At 35.2% G+C, this 16406-nt stretch carries 18 protein-coding genes; 12 read left to right on the top strand and 6 right to left on the bottom strand.

Translation table 11 applies throughout. The features are described from left to right. Positions 1 to 105 precede the first annotated feature (105 nt). The 3 genes from dcuC (at position 106) to PRVXH_RS03815 (ending at position 4293) form a co-directional block, all read left to right on the top strand. On the top strand, positions 106 to 1479 hold the full coding sequence (gene dcuC, locus PRVXH_RS03805) for a C4-dicarboxylate transporter DcuC (protein WP_353893987.1): 1374 nt from the start codon (positions 106 to 108) through the stop codon (positions 1477 to 1479). A gap of 167 nt (positions 1480 to 1646) precedes the next feature. Continuing rightward, positions 1647 to 2837: a M20/M25/M40 family metallo-hydrolase gene (locus PRVXH_RS03810; RefSeq protein WP_353893988.1), complete on the top strand. Its 1191-nt coding sequence runs from the start codon at positions 1647 to 1649 to the stop codon at positions 2835 to 2837. A gap of 205 nt (positions 2838 to 3042) precedes the next feature. Beyond that, positions 3043 to 4293 (top strand): SLC13 family permease, encoded by a 1251-nt coding sequence (locus PRVXH_RS03815; protein ID WP_353893989.1) that lies wholly within the window; start codon positions 3043 to 3045, stop codon positions 4291 to 4293. Positions 4294 to 4365: 72 nt separating this feature from the next. On the opposite strand, the gene ychF is transcribed toward PRVXH_RS03815, so the two are convergent. From ychF to PRVXH_RS03840, 5 genes are all read right to left on the bottom strand, one after another. After that, entirely contained in the window at positions 4366 to 5463 is a 1098-nt protein-coding gene (ychF, locus tag PRVXH_RS03820; RefSeq protein WP_353893990.1) for a redox-regulated ATPase YchF, read from the bottom strand. A 126-nt stretch (positions 5464 to 5589) separates the two neighbouring features. Next, positions 5590 to 7236: a hypothetical protein gene (locus tag PRVXH_RS03825; RefSeq protein WP_353893991.1), complete on the bottom strand. Its 1647-nt coding sequence runs from the start codon at positions 7234 to 7236 to the stop codon at positions 5590 to 5592. Between the two features lie 4 nt (positions 7237 to 7240). Next, positions 7241 to 8029, bottom strand: a complete 789-nt coding sequence (locus PRVXH_RS03830) for an ABC transporter ATP-binding protein (RefSeq protein ID WP_353894537.1) — start codon at positions 8027 to 8029, stop codon at positions 7241 to 7243. Between the two features lie 157 nt (positions 8030 to 8186). Continuing rightward, positions 8187 to 9386, bottom strand: a complete 1200-nt coding sequence (locus tag PRVXH_RS03835; protein WP_353893992.1) for an FprA family A-type flavoprotein — start codon at positions 9384 to 9386, stop codon at positions 8187 to 8189. A 133-nt stretch (positions 9387 to 9519) separates the two neighbouring features. Then, positions 9520 to 10218: a DUF421 domain-containing protein gene (locus tag PRVXH_RS03840; RefSeq protein WP_353893993.1), complete on the bottom strand. Its 699-nt coding sequence runs from the start codon at positions 10216 to 10218 to the stop codon at positions 9520 to 9522. A gap of 74 nt (positions 10219 to 10292) precedes the next feature. Here PRVXH_RS03840 and PRVXH_RS03845 point away from each other — a divergent pair, with 74 nt between their 5' ends. After that, the gene (locus tag PRVXH_RS03845; RefSeq protein WP_353893994.1) at positions 10293 to 10784 is read left to right on the top strand and encodes an N-acetyltransferase family protein; all 492 of its coding nucleotides are present in this window, start codon (positions 10293 to 10295) and stop codon (positions 10782 to 10784) included. A 48-nt stretch (positions 10785 to 10832) separates the two neighbouring features. Here PRVXH_RS03845 and PRVXH_RS03850 read toward each other — a convergent pair whose 3' ends face one another. Continuing rightward, positions 10833 to 10976, bottom strand: a complete 144-nt coding sequence (locus PRVXH_RS03850; RefSeq protein ID WP_353893995.1) for a hypothetical protein — start codon at positions 10974 to 10976, stop codon at positions 10833 to 10835. A gap of 228 nt (positions 10977 to 11204) precedes the next feature. Between PRVXH_RS03850 and PRVXH_RS03855 the strand changes: the two genes are divergently transcribed. The 8 genes from PRVXH_RS03855 to PRVXH_RS03890 all read left to right on the top strand — a co-directional run bounded on the left by PRVXH_RS03855 (position 11205) and on the right by PRVXH_RS03890 (position 16299). Then, positions 11205 to 11531, top strand: a complete 327-nt coding sequence (locus PRVXH_RS03855) for a YddF family protein (protein WP_353893996.1) — start codon at positions 11205 to 11207, stop codon at positions 11529 to 11531. A gap of 19 nt (positions 11532 to 11550) precedes the next feature. Further along, positions 11551 to 11814: a hypothetical protein gene (locus PRVXH_RS03860; RefSeq protein ID WP_353893997.1), complete on the top strand. Its 264-nt coding sequence runs from the start codon at positions 11551 to 11553 to the stop codon at positions 11812 to 11814. A 97-nt stretch (positions 11815 to 11911) separates the two neighbouring features. Further along, entirely contained in the window at positions 11912 to 12403 is a 492-nt protein-coding gene (locus PRVXH_RS03865; RefSeq protein WP_353893998.1) for a DUF2975 domain-containing protein, read from the top strand. A gap of 11 nt (positions 12404 to 12414) precedes the next feature. Next, positions 12415 to 12624 (top strand): helix-turn-helix transcriptional regulator, encoded by a 210-nt coding sequence (locus PRVXH_RS03870; protein WP_353893999.1) that lies wholly within the window; start codon positions 12415 to 12417, stop codon positions 12622 to 12624. Between the two features lie 194 nt (positions 12625 to 12818). Further along, complete coding sequence (locus tag PRVXH_RS03875; protein WP_353894000.1) at positions 12819 to 14201, top strand: Na+/H+ antiporter NhaC family protein; 1383 nt, start codon at positions 12819 to 12821, stop codon at positions 14199 to 14201. 172 nt (positions 14202 to 14373) lie between these two features. After that, a complete protein-coding gene (locus tag PRVXH_RS03880; protein ID WP_353894001.1) occupies positions 14374 to 14736 on the top strand; it encodes a GntR family transcriptional regulator in 363 nt (120 codons plus the stop codon). A gap of 1 nt (position 14737) precedes the next feature. Continuing rightward, a complete protein-coding gene (locus tag PRVXH_RS03885; protein WP_353894002.1) occupies positions 14738 to 15613 on the top strand; it encodes an ABC transporter ATP-binding protein in 876 nt (291 codons plus the stop codon). After that, positions 15610 to 16299, top strand: a complete 690-nt coding sequence (locus tag PRVXH_RS03890) for a hypothetical protein (protein ID WP_353894003.1) — start codon at positions 15610 to 15612, stop codon at positions 16297 to 16299. The genes PRVXH_RS03885 and PRVXH_RS03890 overlap by 4 nt, the downstream gene beginning before the upstream one ends. Positions 16300 to 16406 lie beyond the last annotated feature (107 nt).

Here is a 16406-nt window from a genome sequence, read left to right on the forward strand (position 1 = left end):
AATATTAAGGGGGGATGCATAGGTTATCTCGGTTATAAGGAATCCGGGGAGATAAGACTAGATTAAACGCAATATTAATCCCAACACATTCAGGAGGTTTTTTTCATGGAAGGAATACTAAGTATTATAATAGGTTTTGTAGTAATTGCTCTAGTAGCTAGAGGTGTTTTAAAGGGTTATCTTCCTCAAGCAGTTCTTTTTGCAGCTGGTATCACATTTTTAATCATTACTGCAGTAGTTGATCCTACCGCAGTTGCTGATGAAAGTACCGGTTTTGTATTTTTTGATATCTTTGAATCTATTTTTGAAACAGCCAGCAACCGAGGTGGTGGCTTAGGACTGCTTATTATGGCGGTAGCAGGTTTTGCAAAATATATGGAACACATCGGGGCTGCAAGACGCCTTGCCGAAATCGGAGCTAAACCTCTTGGTTTAATCAAAAATCCATATATAGTTTTAGGTGTTGCTTATATTATTGGACAGTCTCTAAACATTTTTATTCCAAGTGCTTCTGGTTTAGGGTTGCTGTTGATGGGGATTATGTTCCCTATTTTGGTAAAGTTAGGTGTTAGCGCACCAGCTGCTGCAGCTGTTATCGGTACAACTTCTATCCTAGATTTAGGGCCGGCGTCAGGAAATGCCGTTTTAGCAGCGGAAACATCTGAAATGTCAGTAACTGCTTACTTCCTTCAACACCAATTAATGGTAGCCATACCCGTAGCTATAATAGTCGCGGTTGCACACATCTTAGTACAAAAATACTTTGATAAAAAAGAAGGACTTACAAACAATCAATCTGGAACTATCGGTTCAAACGAAGAGGATGCAAATGAGGAAAACAAGGCTCCATTAGCTTACTTCCTTTTACCTTTAGTGCCGCTAGTTCTACTACTTGTATTTAGTGAGTTTGTAATAGATGCAGTAAGAATGCCAGTATTTACTGCTATGATTATAGGTATCTTTATAGCAATGATGTGTCAGCTAGCTAGAGGCATAGCTGCTGGTGAAGTTGCAAACAGTTTAAAAGTAGTATTAGATAGTATGGGAAATTCATTTGCAAAGATAGTTACGTTAATCATTGCAGCTGAAACTTTTGCACATGGGCTTATGTCAATAGGATTTATCGACACCTTTATTAGTGGAGCTGAAAGTTTAGGCGCAGGTTTTGGTGTTATGATGTTAATAATGACTATTATAATCGGAGCGGCAGCTTTATTAACAGGATCTGGAAATGCACCATTTTTTGCTTTTGCAGATCTATCTCCAGCAATTGCAAATGGGCTTGGTGTTCCAATCGTTTCTTTGATTGTGCCGATGCAGTTTGCTGCAGGTATGATGAGAGCCGCATCTCCAATATCTGGCGTTATAATCGGCGTTGCAGGTATTGCTAATCTAAACCCTGTTCAAGTAGCTAAAAGAACCATGATTCCTTGTCTTTTAGGTGTTGTGGCAACTATTTTGCTAAGTTTAATGTTCTAGTGGTTATATAACATAGCATAGCCCGCAAGGGCTTCTGTAATGACTCGCATACCTACTTAATATATTCTGACTTTGCATAGAAGTATATATAAGCAGTTGATATGCGGGTCATTAGTTTTATATACAATTTACTCAATTTTCCAAAAAAGAAAGGGTGTCAACAACACATGGCTAAAAAGTTACTTCAAGATAAAAAAATCCAAAAGGGTTTAGAGTTTCTTAAATTAGACGAAGAAAAAACTCTTCAACAACAGATAAAAATATGTGAGGTCCCTTCGCCAACATTTAAAGAAGAAAAGAGAGCTCAGTACTATTACCAACTACTACTAGAATCAGGTGTAGATAAAGCTGAGATAGATGATATGGGAAATGTAAAAGGGGTGTTAAGAGGAACAGAAGGAACACCAAAAACTATTACTTTAGCTCATATTGATACTATTTTTCCAGAAGATACTGATGTTACAGTTAAAGAAAGAGATGGTATTCTATATGCCCCAGGCTTATCGGATAATTCTAGCAGTCTAGCTGCTCAGTTATCTGTGATAAGAGCTATTAAGCACGCTGACCTTAAGTTAAAAGGAGATATAGTATTTACTGCAAATGTATGTGAAGAAGGATTAGGGGACTTAAAAGGAGCTAAATTTCTCTTTGACAACGAAAGTGTTGATTATAGTGTTGTTATAGATGGAACTTCTATGGGTATTGATGGTATTGTATATCGTGCTACAGGAAGTAAGAGGTATGAAATCAATATTAAGGCTGAGGGTGGACACAGTTTTAATGACTTTGGCAAGCCCAGCGCAATACACGCATTAGGAAGGGCTATTGCTAAAATATCTCACATTGAGGTTTCTAAAGAACCTAAAACCACATTTAATGTAGGTGTTATAAGAGGAGGAACAACAGTAAACACTATTGCCTCTGAAGCTTCGATGTTAATAGATATGCGTTCGAATGATGCCCAAAGCTTAGCAGGCTTAGAAGATAAGATAATAGGGTGTGTCAAAGAAACCATTGCCGAAGTTAACTCTGACATCGATACCGATACTCAAAAGCTATCTGTGGACTTTAAAAAAGTAGGAGATAGACCCGCTGGTAGTCAAGATAAAGATTCTCAGTTAATTAAAACAGCTAAAGAGGTTACTCAAGCTTTGGGTATAGAGCCCAGCCTAAAGAAGCCAAGCAGCACTGACGCAAATGTGCCGATAAGTAAGGGGATACCGGCAATATCAATCTCAGGCGGTGGAATAGGAGGTAATGTACATACCGAAGATGAGTGGTTTGATCCTACTGATGCCTTTTTGGGAGCCCAGAGATTGTTTTTATTACTAGCTTCGCTAGCAAAACTTGACAGTTAGTTATCACCATAATATAAATTGTGTTAAACGCTTTTGTTTATCGTAGGTTAACTGGCTGTAAGAAACTTCAAAACAGCTCATAAACTGTATGTGGTGTCAACAGCCAGTAAAGCCCTTAGTTTAACTTACAAACAGTGGAGCAAGACCCACTGATTGAAGTTAAACTTGATAAATGGTTTGTATTATATCTTAGGAGGGAAATAGAATGATGTTACCTGAAGAATATACAGCCTTGATAATTTTAGCTATAGCAATTTATTTGTTTTTTACTGAAAAGCTACCTCTGCCTGTAACAGCTATGTTAGTGCCTATAGCTTTAAGCTTAACAGGCATTTTAGAGCCAGCAGACGCCTTTTCGTACTTTGGTGATAGGTGGGTAGTTGTATTTATGGGAATGTTCATTATAAGTGGCGCGATGTTTAAAACTGGGTTTGCAAGTGTCATAGGAAATATGACTGTAGAAATGGCAGGCAAAAGTAAATTTAAGCTAATGCTTTTAGTTATGGTAGTACTAGGTATAATGTCGGCACTTCTCAGTAATACAGGTTCTACAGCAGTTTTTGTCCCAGTTGTTATCGCAGTTTGTTTAAGCTCTGGCACTAGCCCTAAAATGATGTTAATGCCTATGGCTTTTGCCTCTAGCTTAGGGGGTACACTAACGGTTATAGGAACACCGCCAAATGGTATCGTAAATAGTGTTCTCTATGAATCAGAGAAATATATGGAACTTGGATTTTTCGAGTTTGCCAAGGTCGGGATATTTCTATTTGTAATTGGTATAGCCTACATGGTACTTATTGGATATAAATTACTGCCAACAGGAGATGTTGAGGAAGAAAGTCCAAATCCAAAAGGAAAAGAAGAACTAAGGACGGAAAAAATGTGGGTAGCTATAATAATATTCGCTTTTGTGATAATTTCCATGGCTACAGGAATAGTTGATTTCCAAGTAGCCGCTATGCTCGGTGCCATGTTAACTGTAATAACAGGGTGCTTAACTATGGAAGAGGCATTTCAAAGTATTAGTTGGACTACAGTTTTTCTATTTGCAGGTATGCTTTCGATGAGTCAGGCTATCGAGGTAACCGGTGCAGCTGACTTAATAGCAGATACGTTAGTTAATGTATCTGAAACCCCTTATATAGTGCTAATGCTATTTTTTTTAGCTACAGCTGTACTTACTAACTTTATGTCAAATACAGCAACTGCTGCTGTATTTGCCCCTATCGGAATCACCGTAGCTGAATCGTTACAGGTTAGTCCTTATCCATTTGTTATGGCTATTGCGATAGGGGCCTCATGCTGCTTTTTAACTCCCATAGCCACACCACCTAACACTATTGTTTTAGGCCCGGCGGGATATAGTTTTAAAGACTATTTTAAAGCAGGATGGCCGCTGCAGCTACTCACCTTTATTATTTCCATGATAGTGATTCCCATTGTTTTTCCATTTTAAAAAAGCTTGAAGTTTTCGCTTTACACAAAAAGAACACCTAAAGGGCATACGCTCCCTTAGGTGTTCCTTTTATTATACGTTAAACCTAAATAACACTACATCTCCATCTTTCATGATATAATCTTTGCCTTCTACGCGAACAAGTCCTTTTTCTTTAGCCGTGGTCATACTGCCTCCATGAGCCATTAAATCATCAAAGGCAATTACTTCAGCCCTTATAAATCCTCTTTCTATGTCTGTGTGAATTTTACCGGCTGCTTGAGGTGCAGCTGTTCCTTTTTTGATTGTCCAAGCCCTTGACTCCATAGGACCAGCAGTTAAAAAGCTAATTAGGCCGAGTAAACTGTAGCTAGCGTGGATAAGCTTATCAAGTCCTGAGTGCTCTAAACCTAAATCGCTTAAAAACTCTTGGCGTTCCTCACAATCAAGCTGGGCTATCTCTTGCTCTATTTGCGCACTAATTACAATAACTTCAGCATCTTCTGTGGAGGCAAAATCTCTAACTTGAGCAACATTTCCATTATTTACTCCGTCATCAGCTAAATCATCTTCAGATACATTAGCCACATATATAATGGGCTTTGAGCTAAGTAAGTTGAAGCTTTTGACAAGGTCAGCATCTTCCTTTGATAGATCTAGCGTTCTTGCAGATTTACCTTCTTCTAGCACTTGAACCACTTGTTCAATAACTTTAACTTCATGGGCAGCAGCTTTATCGGCTTTTGCCTGCTTTCTTGTTTTCTCCATTCTTCTTTCAAGCATTTCTATATCTGAGAAAATTAACTCTAAATTAATAGTTTCGATATCCCTAATAGGGTTAACACTACCATCAACATGAACCACATTTCCATCGTCGAAACATCTTACTACATGAACAATGGCTTCCACTTCACGAATGTTAGCTAAAAACTTGTTACCTAAACCTTCACCTTTGCTGGCTCCTTTAACAAGGCCAGCGATATCAAAAAATTCTATAGCAGTTGGCACAGTTTTTTCTGATTTATAGATCTCAGCCAGTTTGTCTAAACGACTGTCTGGGACAGCTACAACCCCAACATTTGGTTCGATAGTGCAAAAAGGGTAGTTAGCTGACTCTGCTCCTGCTTCCGTTATGGCATTAAATAGAGTGCTTTTGCCTACATTTGGTAGTCCAACGATTCCTAGTTTCATTTCATCTATCCTTTCTAATATATAAAATATTCTATACAATTTGATTATAAACTTTTTCACAACAACTTTAAATTATAATATATATCCTATAAACTAGCAACCCTTAGGCTAATTTAAGTAGTCAGCTTAGCCAAAAAACTTTTCGGGATCAAAGGTCTTTTTCCAATATACTTTATTCACAGCTACCATTAACAGAATATAAGCCATCACACTGTACTTAAAATGCAAACTTATTAAGTGTATAAGCAAAAGTACTAAAGTTGTACCTATGGTTGTAAGAACTTGCATGGTCTGATTAGTTTTTACATCTTGGAATTTCAAAGTAAAGGGCATGTGTTTATCTGAAATGTTGAATAAAACCAAAATGATAAATACAGTATTTAAGAAAATTAACAGGAGGTTTAAGATAGAAGAAGCCCCAATAACCAGTATAAAGAAGGAGCTAGCTATCATAAATGCTGGTAGAATATATTGAATGATTAAAGATTTAACAGCACCGCTATGAATATAGGCCATAGGACCTGTAGGGATAACCCTGTACATCCAAGCAGCTTTATAACTATCACTGGTTGCTAAAAGAGATAAAGAACTGCTAAACAATATTATTGAAAAGTACATGTACAGAAAGTAATTTCCACCTTTCATAGCCTGAATACCTTCTCTAATAGATTCTCCACCTATCACATTATTAAGCAAAAAAATTAAAGGGAAAAAAGCTCCTAATGCTAGGTTGGGATACATCCTAAGTTTGAAGTTTCGTTCCCCTCCTATCAATCTTTTGGTGAAAATATAAAAGACTTTTTCAGTTTTGTTTATACATATTAAACTAGCCCACCTCTTAAAAATCCTTGTAAAAACACTGATTTTTTTAGTGCCGCTATTATCATTTAACTTAGAGAGATTCTTCTCAAAATAAGGAGCCACAAACTTAATATAAGTAAAAATAAAAAGTATAGAAGAAAATACACCTAAAACAGAAAGCCAGATAAAGCTTAAATCTGTTTTGTCATCAAATAAAAGAGCGTAGGGTGCGCTATACCAGGCTGTAGGTATTAAAAAATTATACCAATTAACTGTAAACATGGCCTCTATGTCAACAAAATCATACGCCCTTCCTATAAGCTGAAAGCCAACTACCATAGCTACAGAAAAGCCAATCTGAAAGTAGTTAATTATATCCTTTAACCTTTCGCTGTTAAAAAATCTTAAGATTAAAAAGTAAAGAACTGATGTTATAAAAATAGAAAATCCAGCTATAAAGAACAATTGTACAAAGAAGATACTTAAAAAAACAAAGCCATACCTTACTGTACCCGCTATCATTATAGGACCGCACATAACTAGTAACAGTGTAAGTAAATAGATTAATATATGCATTATCTTAGCCAAATTCAAAGTCTTGTGATCCACAGGCTTAGAAAGCAGAATATCTTTTTCTGTAACATCCAAAAGAACTGAAGAAAAGTCTGAAATCATTGTTGTTATAAGCATAAACAAAGTTAACCCGTAAACTAAGTTCATAGTGAAAAATATAGGTGTTGGCAAAAAAATGAAAAAGACCATAAACATTCCTATAATAAAATAGGGCAACAAAGATTTTAAAAAATAATTACCTTCCTTTGGCTCTTGAGCTGCCATCAGTGTTGGCACTCTCCGTTGATCCATTGTTAGCTTTACCTTTAGTATGCTAAGCATAGTGTAAAAATTTACTCCTGTTAATTTAAACAGAAACCTAAACTTTTCTAAAAGCTTTAATACAAGAAAATTTTTCATAGCGTTACACCTCTTTAATAACGCTTACAAACTGCTCAGCAACTTCATTATGTTTGTCAAAGCCTGTTAGTTGGTTAAAAACGCCCTCTAGCGATCCTTTCTTACTCAGTTCCTTTAACTGATCAAAGGTACCATCAGCAATTATTTCGCCATTGTTTATTAAAACAATTCTATTACTTATTTTCTCCACAACTTCCATTATGTGAGAGGAATAAAAAATGGTTTTACCTTCTTTGGCAAGGGATAACATAATTTCCTTAAAGACAATTACACTATTAGCGTCTAGACCATTTAAAGGCTCATCAAAGAAAATAATATCTGGATTATGCATTAAGCTGGCGATAATTAAAAGTTTTTGCCGCATGCCCTTAGAAAAAGATGAAATTCTTGCGTGATACGACCCTTCTATGCCAAAAATGCTCATAAGGGCTAAGACTTTTTCTTCAACATGCTGTGTATCCATACCGTATAGTTCTCCTATAAAAGCAAGATATTCCTCAGCGGTTAGGGAATCATAGATTTCGCCTGACTCGGGAACATACCCCACCTTATACTTGTAACTACCGTTGTTAGTAGCGATATTTTCTCCAAGTACTTCTATGCTCCCATGATACTGGTCGATAACTCCTAAAAGTATTTTGACGGTTGTGCTTTTTCCCGCTCCATTAGGACCTATATACCCTATGATTTGCCCAGCATATACATCTAAATCAATTCCTTTAAGCACCGTCTTTAAGCCAAAAGTTTTAGATAAACCCCTGATTTTAATTACCGGTTCATTATTATTCATTATTAAGCCCTCCCATCTTGTTAAAGACCCTTTTTACACATATTCGAGACTACTTAGAACATTCCTTTAATCAAATGTTAAATCATAGGTTTATACTAAAGCTTGAGTTAATATACAAGACAAAATAAGCCCAGCACTTAAATTGTGCCAGGCTCACATATTATTTATCTGACTTTAAACTTTCAGCCATTTTTTGGGCTAGGTTTTTTAAACCATTTATATCGCTATCACAAGTTGCGCATTTTGCTTCCACTGGCTCTGCAACTGGGCTTATCTTTACCTCATCAGCAAACTTTTGTAAGTTGTTTACGCCGCCACCACTCCAGCTATATGTTCCAAAAATACCTAAACTTTTATTTTTAAGGCCAACATGCTTTAGTTTTTCTGTAAGAGCCTCGATTGGTGGGAATAAATTAGTGTTGTAGGCACAACTTCCTATAATAAGGCCATTGTATTTCCATATATCTCTGAGAATATAAGAGATGTGTGTTTTTGAGCTGTCATAGAGCTTGATGTTTTTAATTCCTTGTTCGGATAAGCTCTGAGCAATCAGTTCAGCCATTTTAGCTGTATTTCCGTACATAGTTCCATAGACGATTACAGCCCCTTCTTCGCCCTCTTGTTTGCTCCACTTATCATAAAGAGAAATAACTCTACTAGGCTCTGTTCTCCAGATGGGGCCGTGGGTTGAGCATATATAATTGATGTCTAGCGAACTTAGCTTATTGATAGCTCTTTGAACCGGTGCTCCATATTTTCCTACAATATTTGAATAATACCTTCTCATTTCTTCTTCAAAAAATGACAAATTAACCTCGTCATCGAATATTCCACCATCTAAAGATCCAAAACTTCCAAAAGCATCACCGGAAAAAAGAGCCTTTGTGTGTGTTTCATAGGTAACCATAGTTTCAGGCCAGTGAACCATGGGAGTCATAAAAAACTTTAAGGTATGTTTTCCAAGTTGAATTTCGTCTCCTTCTTTTACTTCTACTAGATTAGAAGTAATTCCATAAAAACTTTCAATTAAACCAAAAGTTTTTTTATTTCCTACGATTTTCATATCCGGGTTTCGGTCTAACAAAGCCTTCATTAATCCCGAGTGGTCCGGCTCCATATGATTAACTATTAAATAGTCAACTTCTTTTTCTGTGCCTATTATCGACTCTACTTTTCTAAAAAAATCACCAGCTTGTCCCTCTGCGGCAGTGTCAACTAGCGCTACCTTATCATCAACAATAAGGTACGAGTTATGAGCAACTCCATGATCTAACGGCCAGAGATTTTCAAAAACTCTTGACTGCCTATCATTCACTCCGACCCAACAAATATCTTTTGTGATGTTTACTGAATTATACAAGTAAACCCCTCCTTATTTTTAGACTAATCTATAAACATTATATAATTCAAATAAATTTATTGCAAACTACCTTTATAAACTTTGTTCATTATGCTTATAAAAAATCATTTAAGGTTCTTGTATCATTAGGTGACTAAGCTAAACTTTCTTTTCTAAACTGAACATATAGACCTTTTTCTTCGCTCCATTCTGCATAAAGAATATCCCGGTAGTTATCTACGTTTTCAGCTGTCAACTTGTTTTTAAGCCATGTTTCATCGTATCCCAATATGTCGAGGTTATCTGTTGCTATTTCCCCATCTAAAATTACCGGAAGATTTAACGATGTTTTAGCAACATCTACTCCTAAATCTTGATTAGTAGGTTGGTTGTATAGGGACTTTTTGATTACCGTAACCTCACCGCTGGTTTCTAAAATAGCATACTCAACCTCTTGGACAGAAAAAACGTCACGTTCTCGTAGCAAACTAAGAAGTTCGTTAAAATCTAATTTTTCCTTACTAAGCTGGTTAAAGTCTATGTTCCCCTTTTTAATTAAAAAAGTGGGAGAACCTTGAATTTTTTTTCTGTGGTTTTGAAACTTCTGTGATAACTTTTCAATGGTATAAATTAATATAGTCCATAAAGAAACTCCAAAAATTAAATGATAAGCATTGGTTTGTTGGTCGTAGATCGCGTTTCCAACAATCTCTCCTAAAACAATTGCAGATATAAAGTCAAATGGAGTTATTTGGGAGACTTGCCTTTTACCAATAACTTTTATGCTAACTAATAATGCAAAAAAACCTGTTATTAGCTCGATAGAAATGGTAAAATAAAAGGAATTTAGCATTTCCTCACCTCTTCACGTTTATAATGCCATTTATATGGCCCTAATTACGAATCTAAATAAAAAGGTTGTGATTATTGTTGTTAATTAGATTAGCCACTAAAGAAGATGTAACTGCAATTAACAGAATTTATAATCAAGCTGTTTTAACTACCGTAGGAACTCTTGATACAGAAGCTAAAAGCATAGAAAAACAGATAGAATGGTTTTATGAGCATGACAATACCTATCCCGTATTTGTAGCTGTTAACTCAACTGATAAAGTGTTAGGGTGGCTGAGCCTTAGTAAATGGTCACCAAAAGGAGGATATCGTAACACAGCGGAGTTATCTATGTACGTAGATGAAAATATGCAAGGGCAAAAAATAGGGAGTAGGCTTATGGAAAAAGCAATAAAACATGGAAGGCTAGTAAACCTTCATACAATACTAGCTAGAATAGCAGGTGACAACCACACCAGCATACATCTACATAAAAAGCATGGATTTGAGTTAATTGGAGTAATGAAAGAGGTTGGATTTAAGTTTGGAAGGCATGTAGATATTCACTTGTTTCAAGTATTTCTTTAACATATTATTTGGGAGCACAGTGGCTCCCTTTATTTTTGTCCAAATGATCTACTGATCATGGGTCAATGCCATGACATAGACTTTGCTATTATATTTTTTATTAAACTCTTTTTCTAGTTCTTTTAATCTTTGCATATCAGTGTTACTTAGCTTTGCTAAAGGCATCTCATCCATCCAGTTTTCTTTAGGCATATTTATCCTCCTTTTTTTACTTTATAAAATTATTGTTCGCCATAAACTACTTTTTAATCCTATCCCTTATACAACGATGGAAAGGAGATTTATTAAGATATCTAGAATACATAAGATAGGTTAATTAGTTTAAAACTGTTTTTAATTAACAATCAGTGGGGGAGAAAAATGAAATGCCCACTGATTGAAGTTCCACTTTATGAAATAGAAATATGGAGGTAAAACATTATGAGACTACCTATCGCTTTATTTAATGGAACCGTAGCTACGACAAATGGCCTTTACTCTATTGAGGATATAGGTTTTAAGGAGGCAAAACAGCTTGTTTCAAAGCATGGATTCGAATCTGCCATCGGCCACCAAGCTACTGCCGATATTTTGTCAGAGCTTTTACAGCAAGATGTTCAAATGAACAGGATTCAATTTAAACAGGAGGTAGGGCAGTTTGCTGTTGTACTAAAGTTAAATAAACGCCCGCCAGAAGGGATTATTTTAAATAAAGAAGAAATGGAGAAAATAGGGTTTAGCTTAAAGCTAATGAAGAGGATAAAATAACAGTGTAGGGAGTGGAGAGATGAACAAGAAAATTTCTCTTATGATTTCGCTATTTGTGCTTACTGTTATCGGACTGAGCATAGTTAAGGGAAGTTCTTTGTTGTTGCCGTGGAATGTAAATGCCATTATTATTGGCACGATAACTGGGATATCAGCAACCTCATATGGTCTTTACGCAGTTTTATGCTACTTATTTCCGTTAACGGTTGTATGGATATTTTTTATAGAAAAAGCAAAAACGATAAATTGGCTAGCCACTAAACGTAAGCTCCCACTAGATTGAAGCTTTACTTTATTGATAAAACATAACAAAATATTGATATACGATAATAAATGTGTATAATTAAGGTAGGCTAACTATATAAAAGGAGGTAATTTGTATGCGACATGCACTGGCAGCAAAAACCTTAAAATTATTATTAACTGCTCTTTGGGTTGTAGGGATTACAAGTTTTTTAGCTACTATTTTGATTGGCGTTGTTTCCATAAATGAGCTTGATTCAATGAAAAATATAGTGGGGATTATATTTTTTATCTTAGGCCATGTGATAGTATTAGCCATTATATGGGAGCTTAGAAAGATTATAAAAACCGTTTTGGAAAAAGAACCATTTACTCAAAGCAACATCCGCGGTTTTAACCTTATTGGGCTGTTGACATTGACAATGGCGGTGCTTACCTTTTTTAGAGATGTGTTTTATGTCATAGAAGGATATCCTGATTTAAGTATATTGCAGTATTTTGGCAGCGATGGCTTTCAGACAAGAATGGGATTTTTTATGTTTTTGATATTTGGCTGTCTAGCTTTTGTGTTGTCGGAAATTTTTAGGGTTGCAAAAAAAATAAAAGAAGAAAATGATCTTACAGTATAGGGAGGAATTTGATGCCAATAATAGTTAATCTGGATGTAGTCATGGCAAAAAAGAAAATTTCCTTGTCTAAGCTGGCAGAGAGGGTGGAGATTACTAATGCAAACCTCTCAATTTTAAAAAATAACAAAGCTAAAGCCATTAGATTTTCCACTTTAGAAGCTATATGTCGCGAGCTAGATTGTCAGCCTGGTGATTTGCTAGAGTATGTAAAAGAAGAATAAAGGTAATTGAAATATTACAGTATGGTTATTATTCCATAAGCTAACTTACTATCGTACTTATTTTATGTTACTATATTAAATGGAAGAGAGATTTTACTCGGTATACACGAAGAGCGTCCCTTTGTTTCAAGGGGCGCTTTACAGTGTGTAAAAATATTCATAATATATCAATCAATTTGTAGAAGGTGAAAATAATGGACAAAAAGTATTCTTACTTAATTTCAGGCTTTATAGTGATCTCTATAATAGTAAGTTTAGTTTTGGATATTTCTTTAATCATTCCTTTTTTACTAAGTATAGGATTTAGTTTTTGGTTGCTAGTCAAAAATGGCTTTAATCCTAAAGAGCTTCTTTCCATACTGTTTAAGGGTTTTATGGAATGTAAAGAGCTTTACTTTTTTCTTTTATTAACAGGAGCTAACATATCCGTCTGGATGGCTTCGGGAATAGTTCCAACAATGATGTTTTATGGTTTTCAATATCTAGAAGGCACAAACTTTATTTTTATGGCTTTTTTACTTACAACAATTATGACTGTTTTTATGGGGACAGGTATAGGAACAATTAGTACGCTAGGTATAGCCCTTATCGGAGTGGGCAGAGGGTTTGGAATACCAACTGAGTTGCTTTTGGGAGTGCTAGTTTCTGGTGCATTTTTATCAGACAAGCTTTCGCCAATTTCCGGCATGTTAAACCTTACTATGCAGGTAATAGACATTGATTACAAAACTTTAATAAAAGGTTTGATGAAAACCTTTATACCGGTATTTGCTTTTACAAGCATAGTGTACTTTGTAATCGGCACCTTTTATACCGGAGGAGAAAATAGTGAGCTAATTGTTTACTTACAATCATCTATACTAGATGGATTTGTAATATCGCCATGGCTTTTACTACTTCCCCTACTTGTAGTTTTACTACCTATGAAAGGGATAACCATTGTGCCTACAGTATTAACAGGGATTGTAGGTGGGGTGCTGTTGACTTTGAGAGTTCAAGGAGTTTCAATACTAAGTTCTCTTAATTATATGATTACGGGATATCAAGGACAAACCAGCTCCGATGAGTTAAACTCCATCCTGATCAGTGGGGGAATGCTGGGAATGGTAGAGGTTGTCGCCATTATCGGTATAGTACTGTCTTTAAGTAATTTACTAGAGAAAACTGGCGTCCTTAAGCCCCTTATTTATGACCCTATTGCCAATGTAAAAAGTAAAGGCGAGCTTATTTTTAAAACTGGGATTGTGGGCACTCTTTTGACAATTATTACTTGTGACCAAGCGGCAGGAGTTGTCCTACCTGGGAAACTTTATAAGAATAAATACAAAGAGCTAGGTATAGACAAGACGGTTTTAGCTAGAACTCTTTCAGATAGCAGTACTATTATAGCCCCTCTTATGCCGTGGAATGTCAATGGCATGGTTATAGGCCTTATTACTGGGGTTTCAGCTTTCCAATATGCCCCCTATGCAATACTGTGTTATATTTTTCCTTTAGTAGCGGGTGGGATATATATATCAGAAAAAGTACTTTACAAGATTTCCATAGCAAAAGAAAAACAAAAAATGGCAGGATAAGAGATAGCACCTCATCATTAGATGGGGTGCTTTTTTTCTTGTGGAGATATTACAAAAGTTTTAACTAAATATTAACGAATTCCCATAAATGTTGACTTTAAAGCTCGCTGGTTATACACTTAATTACACAAGTAACTAACCAACTAACGAAACAGAGAAAGGAGTGATGGATATGTTGTTAGACTTAAATAGCGAAAAACCAATATATCTTCAACTTGCTGAAGCTATTGAGGATAATATATTAAAAGGTATATTTCCTGAAGAAACTCAAGTCATTTCTACCACTGAAATTGCTTTAAGTTATAAGATAAACCCTGCTACTGCTGGAAAGGGAATAAATCTATTAGTTCAACAAGAGATTTTATATAAAAAGCGAGGTGTAGGGATGTTTGTCTGTAAGGGAGCCAAAAAGCGAATATCAAACAAACGAAGGGAAAGTTTCTACAGTCATTATATTCTTGCCTTGAAAGAAGAGGCTCAAAAGTTGGGAATATCAAAAGAAGAAGTTATTAAAATGATAGAGAGGAGTAACTAAAATGGGAACAATTAATTTTAGAAATGTATCTAAAGTCTATGGAAAAAATAGGGCTGTAGATAATATTGATGCAACTATTTATCCAAATAAGATTTATGGCCTATTGGGTAGAAATGGTGCTGGTAAAACTACTATGCTAAATATGCTTACAAACAAAATTTTTCCAACTACTGGAACTATTAAAATAAATGGAGAAAGTGTATCGGAAAATCAAGAGTTATTAAGTAAGGTTTTTTATATGATGGAGAAAAACATCTATCCTGAAGCAATGAAAGTAAAAGAGGTTTTTAAATGGACCAGCAAATTCTACCCTAACTTTGAATTAGATTATGCTAACAACTTAGCAGACAAATTTGAATTAAACATAGATAAAAAGGTAAAAGAGCTTTCTACAGGATATACCTCTATATTTAAGGTTATCGTAGCGTTAGCATCAAACGCAGAGACTATCATTTTTGACGAACCTGTATTAGGGCTGGACGCTTACCATAGGGATATGCTTTATAAAGAGATACTTTCAAATTATATTAAAAAACCTAAGACTATGATCATATCCACCCACTTAATTGAAGAAGTTGCCGATATATTAGAGGAAGTAATAATTATCAAAAATGGAAAGTTAATCAAGCACCAAGCTGTGGAAGAGCTGTTAAAATCTGCTTATACTGTTTCGGGAAAAGCTGAAAAAGTGGATCAGTTTGCTAATAATAAGAAAATCATAGGGGAAGAAACTTTGGGCAATTTCAAGGCAATAACTATTATGGAAAGTTATAAAGATGAGGCTTTGGCCAAAAAACTAGATGTTGAGATATCAAAACCGGAACTACAAAAATTATTTATTAGTTTATCTAGGTCAAAAGGAGGGAGTCTAAAATGAGTCGAATTATTAACATATCGCTTTATCAGCTGCGAGATTTTCGTAAAGCAGTTTTTATTTACTATGCAATTATTTTAGGGTTAGGCTTGTTCTTTATAAACACGGCAAGGGCAGCAGATTCCGCAAGTATGAGCAATGTAGGAGGACCAACTACTGTAATATTTCTCTTTATTTTAGGTTTAAACTGCTTTACAGATAGTTATAACTTTATGCAGGCTAATAACATTACAAGAGTTAACTTCTTTTTTGGTAATGCTTTAGCTATAATAGCGGTCTCAGCGATTATGGCTATGGCAGATGTTTTGATAATCGAATTCTTTACAGCTAACATAACATATACGCATATGGTTGTAGATATCTATAGTTATTCCAACATTATAACTAACTTTCTGTGGTATGTAATAATGTTTGCCTTGTTTACTAACCTTGGCTGGATGGTTACCATGATTTACTATAGAAGTAACACAGTTATGAAGGTATTAGTATCAATATCACCATTTGTCTTAAGGTATGTATTAAGCCATTTAAATAGAATGCTAGATGGAAGAGTAGCTAATGCTATAGGGGATTTTTTCTCCCAAACCTTTAAAACGCCATATTTAGGAATGGTTACCATGTTATTAGCTACCATCTTAATTTTAGGTATAAACTATTTGCTTATGTGGAAAACACCTGTCAAGAGGTAGAGTTTTATATAAAAAAGGATCCCAAATAAGGGGTTCTTTTTTATATAAAAGCAAAAGTATCATATTCTAAAATTAAGATAACGCTACATACATAGAAAAATTTTATC

The organism is Proteinivorax hydrogeniformans (assembly GCF_040515995.1).
GTDB classification, from domain to species: Bacteria; Bacillota; Proteinivoracia; order Proteinivoracales; family Proteinivoracaceae; genus Proteinivorax; species Proteinivorax hydrogeniformans.